This window comes from Acinetobacter sp. ANC_7635, from assembly GCF_056779945.1.
This window is the reverse complement of the sequence record NZ_JBWYIS010000006.1, coordinates 91,913-107,693: the sequence shown is the minus strand read 5'-3', so window position 1 is coordinate 107,693 and position 15,781 is coordinate 91,913. Positions and strand designations below refer to the sequence as shown.

At 39.1% G+C, this 15,781-nt stretch carries 19 protein-coding genes; 12 read left to right on the top strand and 7 right to left on the bottom strand.

Annotation, left to right across the window (positions count from 1 at the left end; all coding sequences use genetic code 11):
• Position 1 precedes the first annotated feature (1 nt).
• The 4 genes from AC1M89_RS08710 to AC1M89_RS08695 all read left to right on the top strand — a co-directional run bounded on the left by AC1M89_RS08710 (position 2) and on the right by AC1M89_RS08695 (position 2,891).
• Positions 2–877 carry an NAD(P)-dependent oxidoreductase gene (locus AC1M89_RS08710; RefSeq protein WP_481591585.1) on the top strand — a complete coding sequence of 292 codons (876 nt, stop codon included), beginning with the start codon at positions 2–4 and terminating at the stop codon, positions 875–877.
• Between the two features lie 12 nt (positions 878–889).
• Entirely contained in the window at positions 890–1,663 is a 774-nt protein-coding gene (locus AC1M89_RS08705) for a hydroxypyruvate isomerase family protein (RefSeq protein ID WP_481591542.1), read from the top strand.
• 99 nt (positions 1,664–1,762) lie between these two features.
• Positions 1,763–2,170 (top strand): ribosome silencing factor, encoded by a 408-nt coding sequence (gene rsfS, locus AC1M89_RS08700; protein ID WP_035265319.1) that lies wholly within the window; start codon positions 1,763–1,765, stop codon positions 2,168–2,170.
• A 103-nt stretch (positions 2,171–2,273) separates the two neighbouring features.
• Complete coding sequence (locus tag AC1M89_RS08695; protein WP_481591543.1) at positions 2,274–2,891, top strand: GNAT family N-acetyltransferase; 618 nt, start codon at positions 2,274–2,276, stop codon at positions 2,889–2,891.
• A 41-nt stretch (positions 2,892–2,932) separates the two neighbouring features.
• Here the strand turns inward: AC1M89_RS08695 and AC1M89_RS08690 are convergent, their stop codons facing one another.
• Genes AC1M89_RS08690 through AC1M89_RS08680 form a run of 3 tightly spaced genes read right to left on the bottom strand, consistent with a single transcriptional unit; the run spans position 2,933 to position 5,844 of the window.
• Positions 2,933–4,378, bottom strand: coding sequence for an NAD(P)(+) transhydrogenase (Re/Si-specific) subunit beta (locus tag AC1M89_RS08690; RefSeq protein WP_481591544.1), 1,446 nt, complete (start codon positions 4,376–4,378; stop codon positions 2,933–2,935).
• Between the two features lie 3 nt (positions 4,379–4,381).
• Positions 4,382–4,705, bottom strand: a complete 324-nt coding sequence (locus AC1M89_RS08685; protein WP_035265316.1) for a proton-translocating transhydrogenase family protein — start codon at positions 4,703–4,705, stop codon at positions 4,382–4,384.
• 11 nt (positions 4,706–4,716) lie between these two features.
• The gene (locus AC1M89_RS08680; RefSeq protein ID WP_035265315.1) at positions 4,717–5,844 is read right to left on the bottom strand and encodes a Re/Si-specific NAD(P)(+) transhydrogenase subunit alpha; all 1,128 of its coding nucleotides are present in this window, start codon (positions 5,842–5,844) and stop codon (positions 4,717–4,719) included.
• A gap of 797 nt (positions 5,845–6,641) precedes the next feature.
• Between AC1M89_RS08680 and AC1M89_RS08675 the strand changes: the two genes are divergently transcribed.
• Positions 6,642–7,565, top strand: a complete 924-nt coding sequence (locus AC1M89_RS08675; RefSeq protein WP_481587564.1) for a DMT family transporter — start codon at positions 6,642–6,644, stop codon at positions 7,563–7,565.
• A 53-nt stretch (positions 7,566–7,618) separates the two neighbouring features.
• Here AC1M89_RS08675 and soxR read toward each other — a convergent pair whose 3' ends face one another.
• Positions 7,619–8,119, bottom strand: a complete 501-nt coding sequence (gene soxR, locus AC1M89_RS08670) for a redox-sensitive transcriptional activator SoxR (protein ID WP_035265311.1) — start codon at positions 8,117–8,119, stop codon at positions 7,619–7,621.
• 66 nt (positions 8,120–8,185) lie between these two features.
• Here soxR and AC1M89_RS08665 point away from each other — a divergent pair, with 66 nt between their 5' ends.
• From AC1M89_RS08665 to AC1M89_RS08640, 6 genes are all read left to right on the top strand, one after another.
• Positions 8,186–8,638 carry a RidA family protein gene (locus AC1M89_RS08665; RefSeq protein WP_481587565.1) on the top strand — a complete coding sequence of 151 codons (453 nt, stop codon included), beginning with the start codon at positions 8,186–8,188 and terminating at the stop codon, positions 8,636–8,638.
• On the top strand, positions 8,631–9,833 hold the full coding sequence (locus tag AC1M89_RS08660) for an MFS transporter (RefSeq protein ID WP_035265309.1): 1,203 nt from the start codon (positions 8,631–8,633) through the stop codon (positions 9,831–9,833). Before AC1M89_RS08665 ends, AC1M89_RS08660 begins: the two co-directional genes overlap by 8 nt.
• Before the next feature lie 153 nt (positions 9,834–9,986).
• Complete coding sequence (locus AC1M89_RS08655; protein WP_481591546.1) at positions 9,987–11,156, top strand: zinc-binding dehydrogenase; 1,170 nt, start codon at positions 9,987–9,989, stop codon at positions 11,154–11,156.
• Between the two features lie 148 nt (positions 11,157–11,304).
• Positions 11,305–11,784 carry a GFA family protein gene (locus AC1M89_RS08650; protein ID WP_481591547.1) on the top strand — a complete coding sequence of 160 codons (480 nt, stop codon included), beginning with the start codon at positions 11,305–11,307 and terminating at the stop codon, positions 11,782–11,784.
• 150 nt (positions 11,785–11,934) lie between these two features.
• Positions 11,935–12,330 carry a transposase family protein gene (locus tag AC1M89_RS08645; RefSeq protein WP_035265307.1) on the top strand — a complete coding sequence of 132 codons (396 nt, stop codon included), beginning with the start codon at positions 11,935–11,937 and terminating at the stop codon, positions 12,328–12,330.
• The gene (locus AC1M89_RS08640; RefSeq protein ID WP_481591548.1) at positions 12,278–12,748 is read left to right on the top strand and encodes a transposase; all 471 of its coding nucleotides are present in this window, start codon (positions 12,278–12,280) and stop codon (positions 12,746–12,748) included. The genes AC1M89_RS08645 and AC1M89_RS08640 overlap by 53 nt, the downstream gene beginning before the upstream one ends.
• 184 nt (positions 12,749–12,932) lie before the next feature.
• Here AC1M89_RS08640 and AC1M89_RS08635 read toward each other — a convergent pair whose 3' ends face one another.
• Entirely contained in the window at positions 12,933–13,295 is a 363-nt protein-coding gene (locus AC1M89_RS08635) for a hypothetical protein (protein WP_481591549.1), read from the bottom strand.
• Between the two features lie 129 nt (positions 13,296–13,424).
• On the bottom strand, positions 13,425–13,691 hold the full coding sequence (locus AC1M89_RS08630; protein WP_481591586.1) for a hypothetical protein: 267 nt from the start codon (positions 13,689–13,691) through the stop codon (positions 13,425–13,427).
• Between the two features lie 192 nt (positions 13,692–13,883).
• On the opposite strand from AC1M89_RS08630, the gene dusA reads away from it, so the two are divergent.
• Positions 13,884–14,894 carry a tRNA dihydrouridine(20/20a) synthase DusA gene (gene dusA, locus AC1M89_RS08625; protein WP_481591550.1) on the top strand — a complete coding sequence of 337 codons (1,011 nt, stop codon included), beginning with the start codon at positions 13,884–13,886 and terminating at the stop codon, positions 14,892–14,894.
• A gap of 62 nt (positions 14,895–14,956) precedes the next feature.
• Here dusA and AC1M89_RS08620 read toward each other — a convergent pair whose 3' ends face one another.
• Positions 14,957–15,724, bottom strand: a complete 768-nt coding sequence (locus AC1M89_RS08620; protein ID WP_481588691.1) for a tRNA threonylcarbamoyladenosine dehydratase — start codon at positions 15,722–15,724, stop codon at positions 14,957–14,959.
• Between the last annotated feature and the right edge of the window lie 57 nt (positions 15,725–15,781).

Here is a 15,781-nt window from a genome sequence, read left to right as displayed (position 1 = left end):
AATAATGATTAACGGTCAAACTAAAATCGCATTCTTAGGTATGGGTTTAATGGGTAGCAGAATGGCGACTCGATTGATACAGGCTGGGTTTTACACTGCTGTCTGGAACCGAAGCCCCAACGCATGTGAGCCGTTAATCCAGCTTGGGGCACATCCCCTTCAACTCTCTGAGATAGCACAATTTGATCTGATCCTAACTTGTTTAGCCGATGACAATGCGGTAGAGGCTGTTTTTTCTCAAATTGAATCACTGATTCAACCCGAGCAGATTATTGTGGACTTCTCGAGTCTATCTGTGGATAAAACTAAAAATCTTGCACAACGTGCAACTGCTAAATCAGCGCATTGGATAGATTCTCCTGTGTCAGGTGGAACAGCTGGTGCTGAAAATGGCAGTTTAGTTATTTTTGCTGGCGGACCATCGAGCATCATCGAATCTTTACAACCAATCTATCAAGTTCTTTCACAACGTGTAACCTGTATGGGTGGAACTGGAACAGGACAAGCCACCAAAATTTGTAATCAACTCATCGTTGCTGCAAATAGCACACTCATCGCAGAAGCTGTTGCTTTAGCAGATCAGGCGGGTGTTGATACTCAACTGCTTGCACCTGCCTTAGCAGGTGGATTCGCCGACTCTAAACCTTTTCAAATTTTAACACCACGTATGGCAACGCATGAGTTTGAGCCTGTGCAATGGAAAGTTCAGACGCTGTCTAAAGATTTAAATAATGCCTTGAGTTTGGCTCGACAATTTGACCTTAATATTCCTGTCGCTCAACAAGCCTTAGAACAATTGAAAGCGCATCAATCCAATGGCTTTTCTGAATCAGACCTTGCCTCAGTCATTCTGCAAGTTGAACAAAACAATAAATAGGTCGCATTCAATATGAAGCTCGCTGTTAATTTATCGATGATCTTTACAGAAGTTCCACTCATTGAACGCTTTGCGCTGGCTGCTGAATATGGGTTCCAACATGTAGAAATTCAATTTCCATATGAGCTGAGTATTGAGCAAATTCAGCATGAACTTAATGAAAATCAACTTAGCTTGTGTCTCATCAACGTTCCTGCCGGAGATTTAATGCAAGGCGGATGCGGATTAGCAAGTATCCCAAGTAAAACTGATGAATTTAAACAAGCTGTTGACTTAGCGATTGAATATGCATGCTCACTCAATATACCTCGAGTGAATATTTTGGCTGGCAAGCAACCAGATAATGTTGAATATCAGGTCTGCTATGAAACCTTAGTCTCAAATCTTAAATTTGTCAGCGAGATCTTCACAGCGCATGGGATTCAACCCGTTTTTGAGATGATTAATGGCTTTGATATGCCCAACTTCATGATTCAAACAATGCATCAAGCCAAAGAGTTACTGAAAGACGTCAATCATCCAGCTCTAAAAATGCAATTCGATTGCTATCACATGGCTAGAATGCAAGAAGACCTGATTCTGTCACTCAAAGAAAATATGCAACACATTGGGCATATCCAATTTGCAGATGTACCAGGTCGCCATGAACCACTCACAGGGATAATTGACTATCCCGCTATTTTTGAATGCATTGCAAATAGCATGTATGAAGGATTTGTCGCAGCCGAATATCGCCCCCAATCTCATTCAACAGATTCTTTCGAATGGAAAAATAAACTTCTTTAATATCATCATATTGTGGTATAAAATTTGTTCAAAGTTTGAATTTTCAAGCAGAAAGCGCTATAGTGAAAGATGAGTTATAGTCAGGAAAATACACTTCTCATGAATTTAGAACCATCGCCCGGCGCTTCTAATTCTCACGAACTCTCTTTGAATTCTCCAAAACAAGACGTTCAAGCTTGCTTAAAAGTTGTTCAAGAAGCATTGCTTGACGTTAAAGCAAAAGAAATCACAACGATTGATGTTAGCGAAGTGAGCAATGTTGCAGATGCAATTGTCATTGCTTCAGGTACTTCTACACGTCACGTGAAAGCGCTTGCAAACAACGTCGCTGATGAAGCACGTAAAGCAGGTTTTCGCCCTATCGGTATTGAAGGCGAAAGCGATGCAGAATGGATCCTTGTTGATCTTGGCACTGTTGTAGTACATCTGATGTTACCTACAGCACGTAAGTTTTATGATCTAGAAAACTTATGGCGTAATGCTTCAACTACAGATTCTGTAGCATAAACATATTAAAGCGACCTTCTTGGTCGCTTTTTTATACTGTGCATTTTAAATTTATAACAATAAAGCCAACAAAAAAGAACTCACTAATTTGGTTTACCTTAATATGACCATGATAAAAGCCACAAGAACAGATCACGATGCATTAGTAGAAACATTAATGCAATCCTTTTGGAACGAAGAGTTTTGCAACTGGGCGATCCAAGCTGAAAAACTGAGTTTCCAACAAAAACATGAAAAACTAGAGCAATTCTTTAGTATTCAATTGAAAGATATCGCTCAACCATATGATGAAGTCTATACCAATCCCGATCGCTCAGTTGCTGCACTTTGGATTCCGCCAAATCAGTGGGATTTAAACCTCATTCAGCAGGTTAAACTACTCCCTCAATTAACGAAGATTATCGGTTTAAGACAACTGGTGAAATTTATTCACATCATTAATCTGGTGCAGAAACATCATCCCAGTGAGGCGCATTATTATTTACAACTCATAGGTGTAAGTCCTGACCACCAAGGACAAGGCTTAGCCAGCAAAGTCTTAACACCTATTCTCACCAAGAGCGATCAACACGGTATCCCATGTTATTTAGAAACTGCAACACCAAGCAATGTTGGACTCTATTGTCATTATGGATTTGAAGTGATCTTTCACCTTCGGGATCTGCCCTACGATGCACCTGAAATTTGGGGAATGTGGCGAAAACCTACACATGAAAAATAAAAAAACCACCCGAAGGTGGTTTTTTTAAAACAGTCTATAAATTAGTGACCTGTACCATTAATGGCTTTCGTCATATCTTCAACAACTTTCTTCGCATCACCAAAGATCATCATTGTTTTGTCGTTATAGAACAAGTCATTATCAAGACCCGCATAACCTGTCGCCATAGAGCGCTTGATCACCATAATGGTACGAGCTTTATGTGCTTCAAGAATAGGCATACCATAAATTGGCGAGTTTGGATCATCTTTCGCTGCAGGGTTAACGACGTCATTCGCACCGATGACCAACACCACATCTGTTGCTGGGAAGTCTGAGTTAATCTCATCCATCTCTAAGATGTCTTCGTACGGAACATCTGCTTCAGCTAAAAGGACGTTCATGTGACCAGGCATACGACCTGCCACTGGGTGAATCGCAAAACGTACAGTTACACCTTGCTCTTTCAATAAATTTGCAAGCTCTTTCACCGCATTTTGAGCACGACCTTGCGCCATACCATAACCCGGTACAATTACAACACTGTCTGCATTTGACATTAAGAAACCAGCATCGTCAGCAGAACCAGAACGGTAGTTGCGTTGAACTGCTGCACCAGCTGCTGCTGTCGGTGCTGCAGCACCACCCATTGCACCACCAAACAATACGTTGATGATTGAACGGTTCATTGCTTTACACATAATATAAGACAGAATTGCACCTGACGAACCTACAAGCGAACCTGCAACAATTAACATGTTGTTTTCAAGCGTAAAACCAATCCCTGCTGCCGCCCATCCAGAGAATGAGTTAAGCAAAGACACCACAACTGGCATATCACCACCACCAACAGGCGCAATCCATATCCAACCAAAGGCTAAAGCAAGTGCTGTCATTGCCCAGAACGAGGTCATGTTACCCGTCAAGAAGAAGTGAATCCCTGCTGCTAGCATAGCAATAAAAATCAAAGCTTGAACAGGTTTAACCCATGCACCTGAAATCGTTTTTGCCCATTTCTTTGCCGCCAATTTACCATAAGCAAATACCGATGCAGTGAATGTAATGGCACCAACGAAACATCCTACGAATAATTCGAATAAATGTACGCGACTCATTTCATGGAAGTTCACACCATTTGCAGCCAGTAAGTCTGGCCCAAGCTCGACGAGCTTGTTGTTGTGAATAATTGCAGCGATCGCAATCAACACTGCAGCAAGACCCACGAGTGAGTGCATGAGAGCAACTGTTTCTGGCATTTGTGTCATAGGCACTGTACGAGCTCGAGCAATACCAACAATCGCACCCAATACCATTGCACCGACAATCATCCATACCACAGGATTATCAGCAACAAAGAAAGTTGTTAACACGGCGATTGCCATTGCAATCATACCGTAACGGTTACCTGCAATTGCTGTCTTAGGACCAGACAAGCCACGCAAAGTTAAGATAAAAAGAACGGCACCGATTAGGTAAAACCAATCCGCATACTCACGAATAAATTCCATGTATTAACCCTCTTTTTTCTTTTGCTTTGGCTTAAACATTTCAAGCATACGAGCGGTTACAGCGAAGCCACCGAAAATATTAATGCTTGCTAAGAAAACAGCGATCGCACCTAATACACTCACCACATTGATGGTTTGAAAATCAACAGCCCCCTCAACACCCATAACAGGTAAACCAACAGTTTGGATCATCGCACCGACAATAATAATTGAAGACAATGCATTCGTTACGGCCATCAGCGGCGTGTGAAGCGCAGGTGTCACTCCCCAAACAACGTAATAACCTACGAAGATTGCGAGGACAAAAATTGTAATAGTTTCAACCATGATCAGTCTCCTTAACCACGCTTCAACAGCACTTGACCACCATGAGTGACAAGCAATGCTTTTTGGATTTCATCTTCTTGATTAATGCTGTAGTTTTTATCTTGATCAAAAAGCGTTTCAACAAAGTTATAAACGTTACGTGCATATAGCGCTGAAGCTTCTGTAGAAACGGTCGCTGGAATATTTGGAATACCCAAAATTTTCACGCCATTATCAGTCACAACAGTTTCACCGCATTTTGAGCCTTCAACGTTACCGCCAGTTTCAACTGCCATATCGAGGATGACTGAACCTGGTTTCATTTTGGCAACTGTTTCAGCTTTAATTAAGCGCGGTGCATCACGACCTGGTAAAAGCGCCGTCGTGATCACGATGTCAGCATTCGATACCGCTTTGTCTACAATTGCAGCTTGGTCTTTAATATATTGTTCACCAGGCATCCAACCATAACCATTTTTTGCAGCTTCATCGGCACGCGCTTGCTCTTCTGCTGACATTGGTACGTCTAACCATTTACCGCCTAAAGATTCAACTTGATCTTTGGCTGTTGGACGTAGGTCTGTCGCTTCAACAATAGCACCTAAACGTTTGGCTGTTGCAATCGCTTGTAAGCCTGCTACACCAACACCCATAATGACTACACGAGCTGGTTTAACCGTACCCGCCGCTGTCATTAACATTGGGAACATACGTTGGTACTCTGCCGCCGCAAGAAGCACAGATTTATAACCTGCCAAGTTTGCTTGTGATGACAACACGTCCATATTTTGGGCACGAGATAACGTACGTGGTAATAACTCAAGTGCAAATGCAGACACTTGCTGAGCAGCGAATTGATCAAGTTCCGTATTACGGTACGGATCAAACATCGCAACCACTGTGGTGTTTGGGGCTAATTTTTGTATTTCTTCGCCTTTAGGTGCGCGAACTTTTAAAACCAATTGACTGCCGGTATAAGCATCATCAACAATTTTTGCACCAACCTGTTCATAGGCACTATCAATATATGCAGCTTTAACACCTGCATTACGTTGGATAACGACACTGTGACCAGCACCAATTAACTTCTTTACTGTTTCTGGTGTCGCAGCTACACGACTTTCACCAACTACAGTTTCGGTAGGGATTCCGATCTGCATGAGCATTCCTCAAGCTAATTTTTCTTAAAGTAGATATCGCATTCCTGCGATATACCCCTGGATGTATTCATGTGAATTTTTTGGATTCTAATTGAACTTTTTTAAATTACCACCCAATATTTATTTAATAAATACCCTCATTTTGAACTCATGATTCACAATCATCACAAAATTTCATGGTATTTGATCTATCATTTTCATAAAAAATAGTTCCAGATTCGTTCAATTTTCGATCCATTTTTTAACAAAAAAGAAACTTTTTTCTAATTTATCGTCAGTATAGGGAGCTTGACTTTATTAAGCTTTGATCATTCTGACATTTTTTAGCTTTCTTTTTATCCCTTTTGATTGTGTTAAAGCGCCGTGCATGTCACATTTTTAGTTGCTTCTTTCATTCTCATAAATCTCAATTTGCCGAATTGACAAAAAATCAGACTAATCGATTCAAATTCTCACGACATTCTTAAAAATTATAAATAAGACAAAATTTAGATAAATCTTGGTTTTAAAATTGAGCTTAAATTTTGGCTGAACATGAAATACAAGCTGACTGATTCTTGAAAAGAATGCTTACAAACCGTGCAAAAAAAATTTGAAATATTTTTTTGATGTATTTTTTGGGTTGATAGACCACTGTTTTTTTCATATTACGCACCACAATGATGCATTTAAACAAAAAATCAAAACGCCTTATGTCGCTAGGTAGGTGATTTAGCGAAAATTAGAGATTGAATTTTAGAGCTTACAATGAAGATTGGCTTATACTTCCATTACTTAAAAATTGATTTTTAACATTTATGGTACTTAAGCTGACTCCCACTCAGTTAGGGAGTTTATGTGCGCTGTTGGCAGCATTCTTGTTTAGTAGTAAAGCGATCTTAATCAAACAAGCTTATGCAGTTTCTGAAGATGTTGATGCAACATTGCTGGTTGCCTTAAGGATGCTCAGTGCCTTACCCGTTTTTCTTTTTATTTGTTGGTTGAACCGACACCGTAATCGCGGATTTTCAGCGCAGGATTGGGCCCTACTCCTCGTTGCTGGTTTGATTGGATATTATTTTTCAAGTTGGCTCGATTTTATGAGTCTGATGTACATCAGTGCCTCTTTGGAGCGTATTATCCTATTTCTATATCCCACCATGACAGTAATTGCATCAAGTGTAATTTTCAAACATCCTCTTTCAATGAAGACTATTTTTGCGATTGGACTAAGTTATGGCGGCACGCTTATAGTGATGCTCCAAGAACAAAGCAATGTGCCTCATGAAAGTAATTTTTGGCTAGGTGTGAGTTTAGTTTTCGCAAGCGCGATTTGCTTTGCGAGTTATCTATTGATGACTCCAAAATTAATCCAAAAATTTGGATCGTGGAATTTTACGGGCTTAGCAATGTCTATCGCCTGCTTAGGGACGATTCTTCACTACTTTATTGCTCAGCCAAGTCCTATATCCAATATCCTTCAACAACCCATAGAAATAATCGGATATGGTGTTGCATTAGGTATTGGGGTAACGGTGATTCCAACTATTCTCATTGCGCAAAGTATTGCTCGTTTAGGTGCTTCTCAAACAGCCATGATTGGTTCACTTGGTCCAATTCTGACCATTATATTGGCAACTATCTTTTTAGGGGAATCAATGAATATGATTCAATGGTTTGGTTGTGCGCTGAATATATTGGGTGTGATGATGATTACGCTTTCCAAAACTAAACTGAAATAAAGACAACATTAACCTCACAGTTCAAATTTCAAAATAATGCTTCACGATGAAACTTAGTCTTCATAGTGAATTTCTATTTTCCCTTGATCATCGTCAAATTTAATGTCGAGTGGAACAAAGTGGGAACCCGACGATGTAGACCCCATTTGATCATTTTCATTTCTTAGTGGGCATTCAGTTAAAGATAAGCACCCACAACCAATGCACCAATCCAGTTGTTGACGAAGTTGAAGCATATTTAAGATTTTTTGATCTAAAATTTTTTGCCATGCACTCGATAATGCGGTCCAATCTGATTTAGTCGCGGTTTTATTCTTAGGGAGTATGTTAAATGCTTGCTTCACTTCAGAGAGTGAAATCCCAACCTGCTGTGCCACTTTGATGATAGCAATCCTTCTCAGCATATATCGAGGATATCGCCGTTGATTTCCTTCCGTCCGCACACTCCAAATAAGAGCTTTGTCTTCATAAAATCTGAGTGCTGCGACCGATACACCACTTCGAGCAGCTAACGCGCCTATACTGAGCCACTGTTGTAATTTTTGTTCTTCCATGCTCTTGACCTCAAGTTAAGTTGAGCTTTCATAATTCTTTTCTAAGCTTAATCCAGAGAAGATAGAATGACAAAACCAAATAAGCCACCATTTAGTTTAACCACTAAAAATCCACCTCAGCTTTATTCCCCAAGGCAATTTGGATATAGCCACATCTGTGAGGTCAAACACTTCAACACAGTCGTTCATATATCAGGTCAAGGTGGTGAAAATGCCGAAGGACATTATTCCACTGATTATTCAGAACAACTCAACCAAGTCTTCGAAAATCTCAAAATCGCTCTCAGCTATGCACATATCGACTTTTATAACATTGCTGTTCTAAGCGTATTGATTGTCAATTTTGACCAACAAAAACATCACCTGTTAAATCTGAAAATGAATACAATATGGAAAGATCAAAATTTCCCAGCATGCACACTAATCCCTGTGTCTCGCTTGGCATTAGACGCCATGCAAATTGAAATCGAAGCCACAGCTTACTGCTCCTCATCCACTGAGCCATTTATTCATGTATAACGATCTTGACGATTTAAATAAAAAAGACATCACGAATGACACTGCTTTACTTTGGTTGATGGCCATTGCTTGTGGTATTTGTGCAGGCGCTAATTATTATTCGCAGCCCTTAATTCACTCTGTTCAACTTTACTTTAATGCCCCTGCAACAGATGTGGCATTAACTGTCACTTTGGCTCAAGTCTCTTATGCTGTCGGACTACTTTTTATCGTACCACTTGGTGATATTCTTAATAAAACGAAATTAATCCCATTTTTAATGTTCTTTGCAGCAGTGGGATTATTTATTTGTGCTTTTTCGCTCAACCTTTATATGTTATGGGCTGGCACAATTATCACTGGGCTTTTCTCGGTTGCAGCACAAATTTTGATTCCGTTTGCCACGATGGCGGTTCGACCAGAACGAACAGGCGAAGTCGTCGGGTTACTGATGAGCGGATTATTGGTAGGCATTTTAATTTCGACCAGTTTAGCTGGTTTGTTATCCAACTTATTTAATTGGCAGCTCATTTATATCGTCAGTGGAATTTTGATGTTAATGGTCGCTGTGGTACTTAATATTCGTCTGCCTTATATTCCTAGCTCTAAAATTAGTTATTTTGCTGTGTTTAAATCCATGGGGCTGCTACTCAAAGAAGAGCCTCGTTTAATTTATCGCTCTATCATTGGTGCCTTTGCATTTGCAACGATGAGCATCCTCTTCTCGACCATTTCTATTTTACTTAAATCCTCTTTTTCTCTTGAAGATGTCATGGTGGGTTTAGTCACTTTGGTTGGCGTATTTGGCGCCTTGTCCACCAAGAAAATTGGTAAGATCGCCGACCGTGGTTACGTCAAACAAATCACTTGGTTTGGCATTTTAATCCTAGGTAGCGCATGGATATTCCTTTATTTAGGTGCATTCTATTTAAGTTGCTATATCATCGGTTTTGGACTGATGAATCTCGGTCTAGCATTGGTGCATAGTAGCAACCAGAATGTGATTTTTAATTTAAGACCGGATGCTAAATCTCGTGTAAATTCACTTTATATGACCAGCTATTTTATTGGTGGCGCAAGTGGTTCCGCGCTAGGAATTTATGCTTGGGATCATGGTGGATGGGCAATGGCGTGTATCGTAGGATTAATCTTGGTCAGTTGTACAGCACTATTCACGCTAGTGGATCAACGTTATCATCGAACCCAACTAAGCTAACTCATAAAATATGCATGTTAAGCCTCTATAAATGGAGGCTTTTTCAATAATTTAGCCTCTGCAGTCATCATTCAGTCCTCTAAAGCTGTGTATCTCTTGTGCGTAATCACACACACTGTTCACTATCATTATAAAAAATATTCGTGAACAAGAATGAAAGCAGTTGTATGTCATCAAAATGAATTAACACTTGAAGATGTCAGCCATCTAACACCATCACAAGGACAAACTTTATTAGAAGTTGTGCGATGTGGTATTTGTGGCAGTGATTTACATATGCAACATAGTTGTGACCACATGCATGAACTTACGGCTAAAGTGGGTCTAAAAGGTGTTGCAAAGTCAACAGACCGTTTTGTCATGGGGCATGAATTTTGCGGTCGTGTTCTAGATTATGGTCCTAAAACTAGAAAAAAATTTAAAACAGATACCTTAGTTTGTGCGATGCCACTATTGAAAGTTGATCAGTGGGGTTATCAAGCGACTGGTCTTTCCCCTCAAGCTTCTGGTGGTTATGCCGAACAAATATTGGTGCAATCTCAACTCATGTTTGCGGTGCCAAATGGATTACATCCCGATCTTGCAGCAATGACCGAGCCAATGGCGGTTGCTTTACATGCAGTACGTCGGAGCAGAATAAAGAAATCAGAACCCGCAATTGTTATTGGTTGTGGTCCAGTAGGCTTAGGTGTCATTTTAATGCTCAAAGCGATTGGTGTGAAAAAAATTATTGCCAGTGACTTCTCACCAAATCGCCGTCGGCTGGCTCAACTTTGTGGTGCAGATGTCGTCATTGATCCTAAACAATCCTCGCCTTTTGAGAGTTGGAAAGAATACGGTTTATTGGGTGATGCTTCTGAAGCAATTAACTATGGAATCGGTATTTTCGAAAAGATACAGTCTATGCATATTCCATGGTGGCATGCGTGGCGTGTGGCTGACAAATTAGGTGCTTTACCCAAACGTCCTGTGATTTTTGAATGTGTCGGGATGCCAGGCATCCTTCAACAGATTATTAACGGTGCGCCATTATTTTCTAAAATTATCGGTGTGGGTGTATGTATGCAATCCGACAGCATCGAACCCGCTTTGGCTTTAAACAAAGAAATCGAAATCCAGTTTGTGATTGGTTATACGCCACTTGAGTTCAGAGATGCGCTCCATATGATCGCTGAAGGTCAAATTGATTGTTCTCCTCTGATAACGGGCGTTGTAGGTCTTGCAGGAGTCAAAGATGCTTTTCAGGCCTTAGGTGATCCTGAACAACACGCTAAAATTTTGGTCGACCCCAAAAAGACCGGATCTGATATCAGTGCACTTTAGATAATCTTTAGGTTCTATACGACATAAGTGCGATTTTTTTACTATGGGGCTCAAACTTGATCAGAGTCCTTATTTATCCTGCGTGATACTCAATCGAACTTTAAAATTTTAATTTCATCTATGAATAGATCTTAAACAAGGAAGTTTTATGTCAAATTTAAATCACATGCCTTTCAATGTTGAAGCAAGTTGTTCTTGTGGCGCAAATACTTTTCGCTTTTCTCATGCACCCATCGCACATTTTATTTGTCACTGCCAAGTTTGCCAAGAATATACAGGTAAGGCATTTTCAGATGTTTTAGTATTCTTGAAACAAGATGTTTATGATTTAAATATTAAACAGACTACTTTTAAACGTTTGAAGTCACCACCCAATATCCGTCGTGGGATATGCAAACAATGTCAGTCCCCTTCTATTGAATTTGGAATATTAGATCAGTTGGTATTTATTCCTAAATGGAACTTAAAAGACTTCTCGCAAGTTCCCCCTGAAAATATGCATATTTTTTACCATCGTCGTGTGCAAGATGTAGCTGATGATTTGCCAAAAAATAATGGTTTTATCCAGAGTCAAACTCAAGCAGCTAAGTTTATTCTTGAAGGGTTAGCTAATAGAATTCTAAAATAAAATCATCAATAAAATATGACTTCACTTGAACACTTTTTAAACCAATGATTGAAAAATTTAAATTATATCTCTTTCATAAATCAAAAAAAGATCTATCCTTTGCTGATTATTTGTACCGAATAATTTTAAATATTCATACATAATTTGCGAATGAAATACATCGACTCAAAGAAGCTTTCTGAAACACAGTTTAAGCGATATACAGGCATCTCATGGTCAACCTTTGATTTAATGGCGGAACAGCTAAAAATGCTTGTACCTGCTAAAGGTAGACCATCTAAGTTAAGTGTAGAAGATCAAATCCTGCTGTGCTTAAGTTATTGGCGTGAATATCGAACATTGTTTCATGTCGCAACCAGTTATGGTGTGTCAGAGCCTACTGCTTCAAGAATCGTCCGCCACGTAGAGGATTGCCTGATCAAGTCCAATCTATTTAATTTACCCAAGAGTTTGCCTGAAGGCGAAGGTATCGACTGGAATGTGGTGATCGTTGATGCCACAGAAACCCCAATACAAAGACCTAAAAAAACAGAAGAAAAGCTATAGTGGTAAGAAGAAAGCTCATACTTTCAAAGTACAAGCCATTATCCATTATAGAACACAGCAAGTTCTGAGTTTATGCACGAGTTGTGGTGCTGTACATGATTTCGAGCTTTTCAAACGCAACTTGAATCAGATTCCTAAAGGTGCTTTTATTCTTGCAGAGAAAGGTTATCAAGGGATTTATACGGTGTATCCAAATAGTCTATTGCCATTAAAAGCAAAAAAGCGCTGTAAACTAGATCCTGAGCTAAAAGTTTACAATCAAGAAATCAATAAAAGAAGAATTGGGATTGAGCATGTATTTGGGACTTTGAATACCTTCAAAATCCTTGCTGAGCGATATCGCAACCGTGGCAAAAGATTGGGATTAAGATTCAGTTTAATCGCAGGGGTTTATAATTTAGAACTGAGTAAAAAATGATTTATGAAAGAACCCTAATATTTATACCAAGCAAAAAAATATAATAACCAAGAGGCTTTGTTGCAAACAATAATTCATAACCGCCTGATTCAAATCAATTAAAATAAAAAATTATATTTCCTATAATAAAGATTTATTCATATAAAAAGATTTATATAAAAAAAGCCAAAGCTTCTGATAATATTTAAATTAATATTGAAAATATCCAACCGCCTATAACATTGATATAAGAAAAAAAATACCATCTAATTTTAAGTAGATTTAATTTAAATAAAAAACTAAATATCCAAAAAAATGTATTTAAAGCAAAACATATACAAAAATAAGTGAGAATTAATGTTAGTTCCCCAAAAAATGAATTCTGATAGTGATCAAACAACAATTCAATACTGAGTACAAATGGAAGCGAGCCAATTACAATATTCCAGTTCAATATCTTTTCTCTTTTCTCTTTTAATTGCCAACCAAAGAGAGTCAATGTAGCCTGAAAAATAAAAAAATAAGCCAAAATGAGTAAAAAGTCTCCTGGGTTTTTAAAACCACTCATCATTTTGAAAACCCACATTTGGCTTCATAGCCCATATCCACACATCCTTCATCTATTAGATAAAGCAGTGTATTAAACTTCCTCAAAGTCTGGCTAAATATACCGTCCAGTTTAATACATGACGCCACATCACTTTGACCAATAAGTATTAAACATCTCTTTGATACCATCATCATCTTCCATATATTCCTCAGGTGATATTTTTAAAGCTACACCACTCAAATAAATTATTGCTTTCCATAGAAGCTTCTCTTCAGTAGGAGGATCAAAAAACAATTCATTATGGTCAAGCGCATTCATCCTTATTCTTGCCCACTCTTCAGCTTCCTCTCGACTGATTCTATGGGTCAATAAGCCGCTGAATACTTGTTGTACATCTGATAAAAATATTTTCATAACACCATTTCCCAGTATATTACCCATTCTTATCAAATAAATAATGTGTTTTAGTTCCATTATTAAATTCTGGGCGTATCTGTCTAATATTACCTGAATTATCAAGTGTTTCATGCCCCTCCTCAATGAACCATTTTTTAAATTATGGTAAGATGCCGAGCTTTTCACGATTTACAAAATCTAGGTTTTATCATGTCCAATATCCAATCCTTACAGCCTCGAATTTCCGTCGCACCCATGATGGATTGGACAACTCGTGATTACCGCTTTTTTGCACGTTTATTCAATCCAAATATCATCATGTACACCGAGATGGTAACCACAGGCGCAATTTTATTTGGCGATGCAGCCCGTCATTTAGATTACAGTAAAGAAGAACACCCTATTGTGTTACAGCTTGGTGGATCAAATCCTAAAGACCTCGCAACCTGCTCTAAAATGGCTCAAGATTGGGGCTATGATGAAATCAATTTGAATGTTGGTTGTCCTAGTGATCGCGTTCAAAACAATAAAATTGGTGCTTGCCTCATGGCTGAGCCTGACCTGGTTGCTGAATGTATTGCTGAAATGCAAAATGCAGTTGATATCCCCGTCACGGTAAAACACCGAATCGGCATCGATGATATGCAATCTTATGAGGAGATGCTGCATTTTGTCGATACCGTTGCAAAAACGGGATGTCAAAATTTTATCGTGCATGCACGCATTGCTTTACTACAAGGTTTGTCACCAAAAGAAAATCGGGACATTCCGCCTTTACGTTATGAAGATGTCTATCGCTTAAAGCAAGATCGCCCAGAACTATTGATCGAAATCAACGGTGGGATCAAAACATTTGCTGAAACTCAACAACACTTACAACATGTGGATGGTGTCATGATTGGTCGCGAGGCTTATCACAATCCTTATCTACTGGCTGAACTAGGACAATTATGGAATTTGTCAGCACCTGATCGTTTTGAGATCATGCAGGAAATGATGCCATATATTGCAAAACGTTTAGCTGATGGTGCGCCACTTTCAGTGATTACACGTCATATTTTAGGCTTATTTCAAAACCTTCCTGGTGCACGAAAATGGCGACAAGCCCTGAGTGGGGGTAATGCGAAAACCTTAAAAGATATTGAAAATGCCTTAATCGGTATGCAACAAGCCATTCAAAGACATGCTGAACAAGAAAGCTTAAAAATCAATGCTGAATAAACAAATATCATCAGTAAAAAAGGTCTCTTGATAGAGACCTTTTTTGATAATCACTTTTAGGCTTATTTTGCTTGAATCGAGTCTAATCGTTTTAACACTTCAGCCACAGCTACCATTGCAAAACTTGATGTCACCACCACGGCTGAACCATAGCCCCCACATCTTAACCCGGCACTTGCACAAACATCAGCATTCGAAAAAGGATTATCCACCGAATAAATACAGGTGATACCAAACTTCTCTTTCGGCTTTTTACAGATACCTTTTGAGCGCAACTGACTTCTTAATTTTGCCAGCATCGGGTCGTATTCTGTTTTTGACAAATCTGCGACCCGAATTTTGAGTGGATCTAATTTACCACCAGCACCGCCAGATACAATCAAAGGGACTTTATTGAAACGACAATGTAGCATCAATGCGAGTTTTGCTTTGACATCATCAATGCAATCCAACACAACATCTGGATTTGAACTCAAAATCTCTGTTACATTTTCAGGCGTTAGATAATCATCAATTAAATTGATTTTTATACGTGGATTGATTTGGCGACAACGCTCTGCCATCACTTCAATTTTTTCATGACCTAATGTTGATGTCATCGCAGGTAACTGACGATTAATATTCGATGCTGCAACAGAATCCATATCCACTAATGTGAGCTCGCCCAAACCTGTTCTAGCCAAAGCTTCGACAGCCCAAGAGCCAACACCGCCAATACCGATCACCATGACATGACTGTTTTCATAATGCTGAAAATTTTCTTCGCCATAAATTTTGGCTACACCGGTAAAACGGCGTTCATATTCATCATCATGAACTAAGTCAGTCATATTGCTCTAACACTATTTGGAAAAGGCGTATTTTAGCAAAACTTCAGAGGAATAGAG

What these genes read in the sequence shown, in the direction of transcription:
- AC1M89_RS08660 (WP_035265309.1), top strand. Translation starts at nt 8,631, where the DNA reads ATGTATAACGATCTTGACGATTTAAATAAAAAAGACATCACGAATGAC.
- AC1M89_RS08680 (WP_035265315.1), bottom strand. Translation starts at nt 5,844, where the DNA reads ATGCAGATCGGAATCCCTACCGAAACTGTAGTTGGTGAAAGTCGTGTA.
- AC1M89_RS08685 (WP_035265316.1), bottom strand. Translation starts at nt 4,705, where the DNA reads ATGGTTGAAACTATTACAATTTTTGTCCTCGCAATCTTCGTAGGTTAT.
- AC1M89_RS08635 (WP_481591549.1), bottom strand. Translation starts at nt 13,295, where the DNA reads ATGAGTGGTTTTAAAAACCCAGGAGACTTTTTACTCATTTTGGCTTAT.
- AC1M89_RS08650 (WP_481591547.1), top strand. Translation starts at nt 11,305, where the DNA reads ATGTCAAATTTAAATCACATGCCTTTCAATGTTGAAGCAAGTTGTTCT.
- AC1M89_RS08645 (WP_035265307.1), top strand. Translation starts at nt 11,935, where the DNA reads ATGAAATACATCGACTCAAAGAAGCTTTCTGAAACACAGTTTAAGCGA.
- AC1M89_RS08630 (WP_481591586.1), bottom strand. Translation starts at nt 13,691, where the DNA reads ATGAAAATATTTTTATCAGATGTACAACAAGTATTCAGCGGCTTATTG.
- AC1M89_RS08675 (WP_481587564.1), top strand. Translation starts at nt 6,642, where the DNA reads ATGGTACTTAAGCTGACTCCCACTCAGTTAGGGAGTTTATGTGCGCTG.
- AC1M89_RS08705 (WP_481591542.1), top strand. Translation starts at nt 890, where the DNA reads ATGAAGCTCGCTGTTAATTTATCGATGATCTTTACAGAAGTTCCACTC.
- dusA (WP_481591550.1), top strand. Translation starts at nt 13,884, where the DNA reads ATGTCCAATATCCAATCCTTACAGCCTCGAATTTCCGTCGCACCCATG.
- AC1M89_RS08690 (WP_481591544.1), bottom strand. Translation starts at nt 4,378, where the DNA reads ATGGAATTTATTCGTGAGTATGCGGATTGGTTTTACCTAATCGGTGCC.
- AC1M89_RS08665 (WP_481587565.1), top strand. Translation starts at nt 8,186, where the DNA reads ATGACAAAACCAAATAAGCCACCATTTAGTTTAACCACTAAAAATCCA.
- soxR (WP_035265311.1), bottom strand. Translation starts at nt 8,119, where the DNA reads ATGGAAGAACAAAAATTACAACAGTGGCTCAGTATAGGCGCGTTAGCT.
- rsfS (WP_035265319.1), top strand. Translation starts at nt 1,763, where the DNA reads ATGAATTTAGAACCATCGCCCGGCGCTTCTAATTCTCACGAACTCTCT.
- AC1M89_RS08695 (WP_481591543.1), top strand. Translation starts at nt 2,274, where the DNA reads ATGACCATGATAAAAGCCACAAGAACAGATCACGATGCATTAGTAGAA.
- AC1M89_RS08655 (WP_481591546.1), top strand. Translation starts at nt 9,987, where the DNA reads ATGAAAGCAGTTGTATGTCATCAAAATGAATTAACACTTGAAGATGTC.
- AC1M89_RS08640 (WP_481591548.1), top strand. Translation starts at nt 12,278, where the DNA reads ATGCCACAGAAACCCCAATACAAAGACCTAAAAAAACAGAAGAAAAGC.
- AC1M89_RS08620 (WP_481588691.1), bottom strand. Translation starts at nt 15,724, where the DNA reads ATGACTGACTTAGTTCATGATGATGAATATGAACGCCGTTTTACCGGT.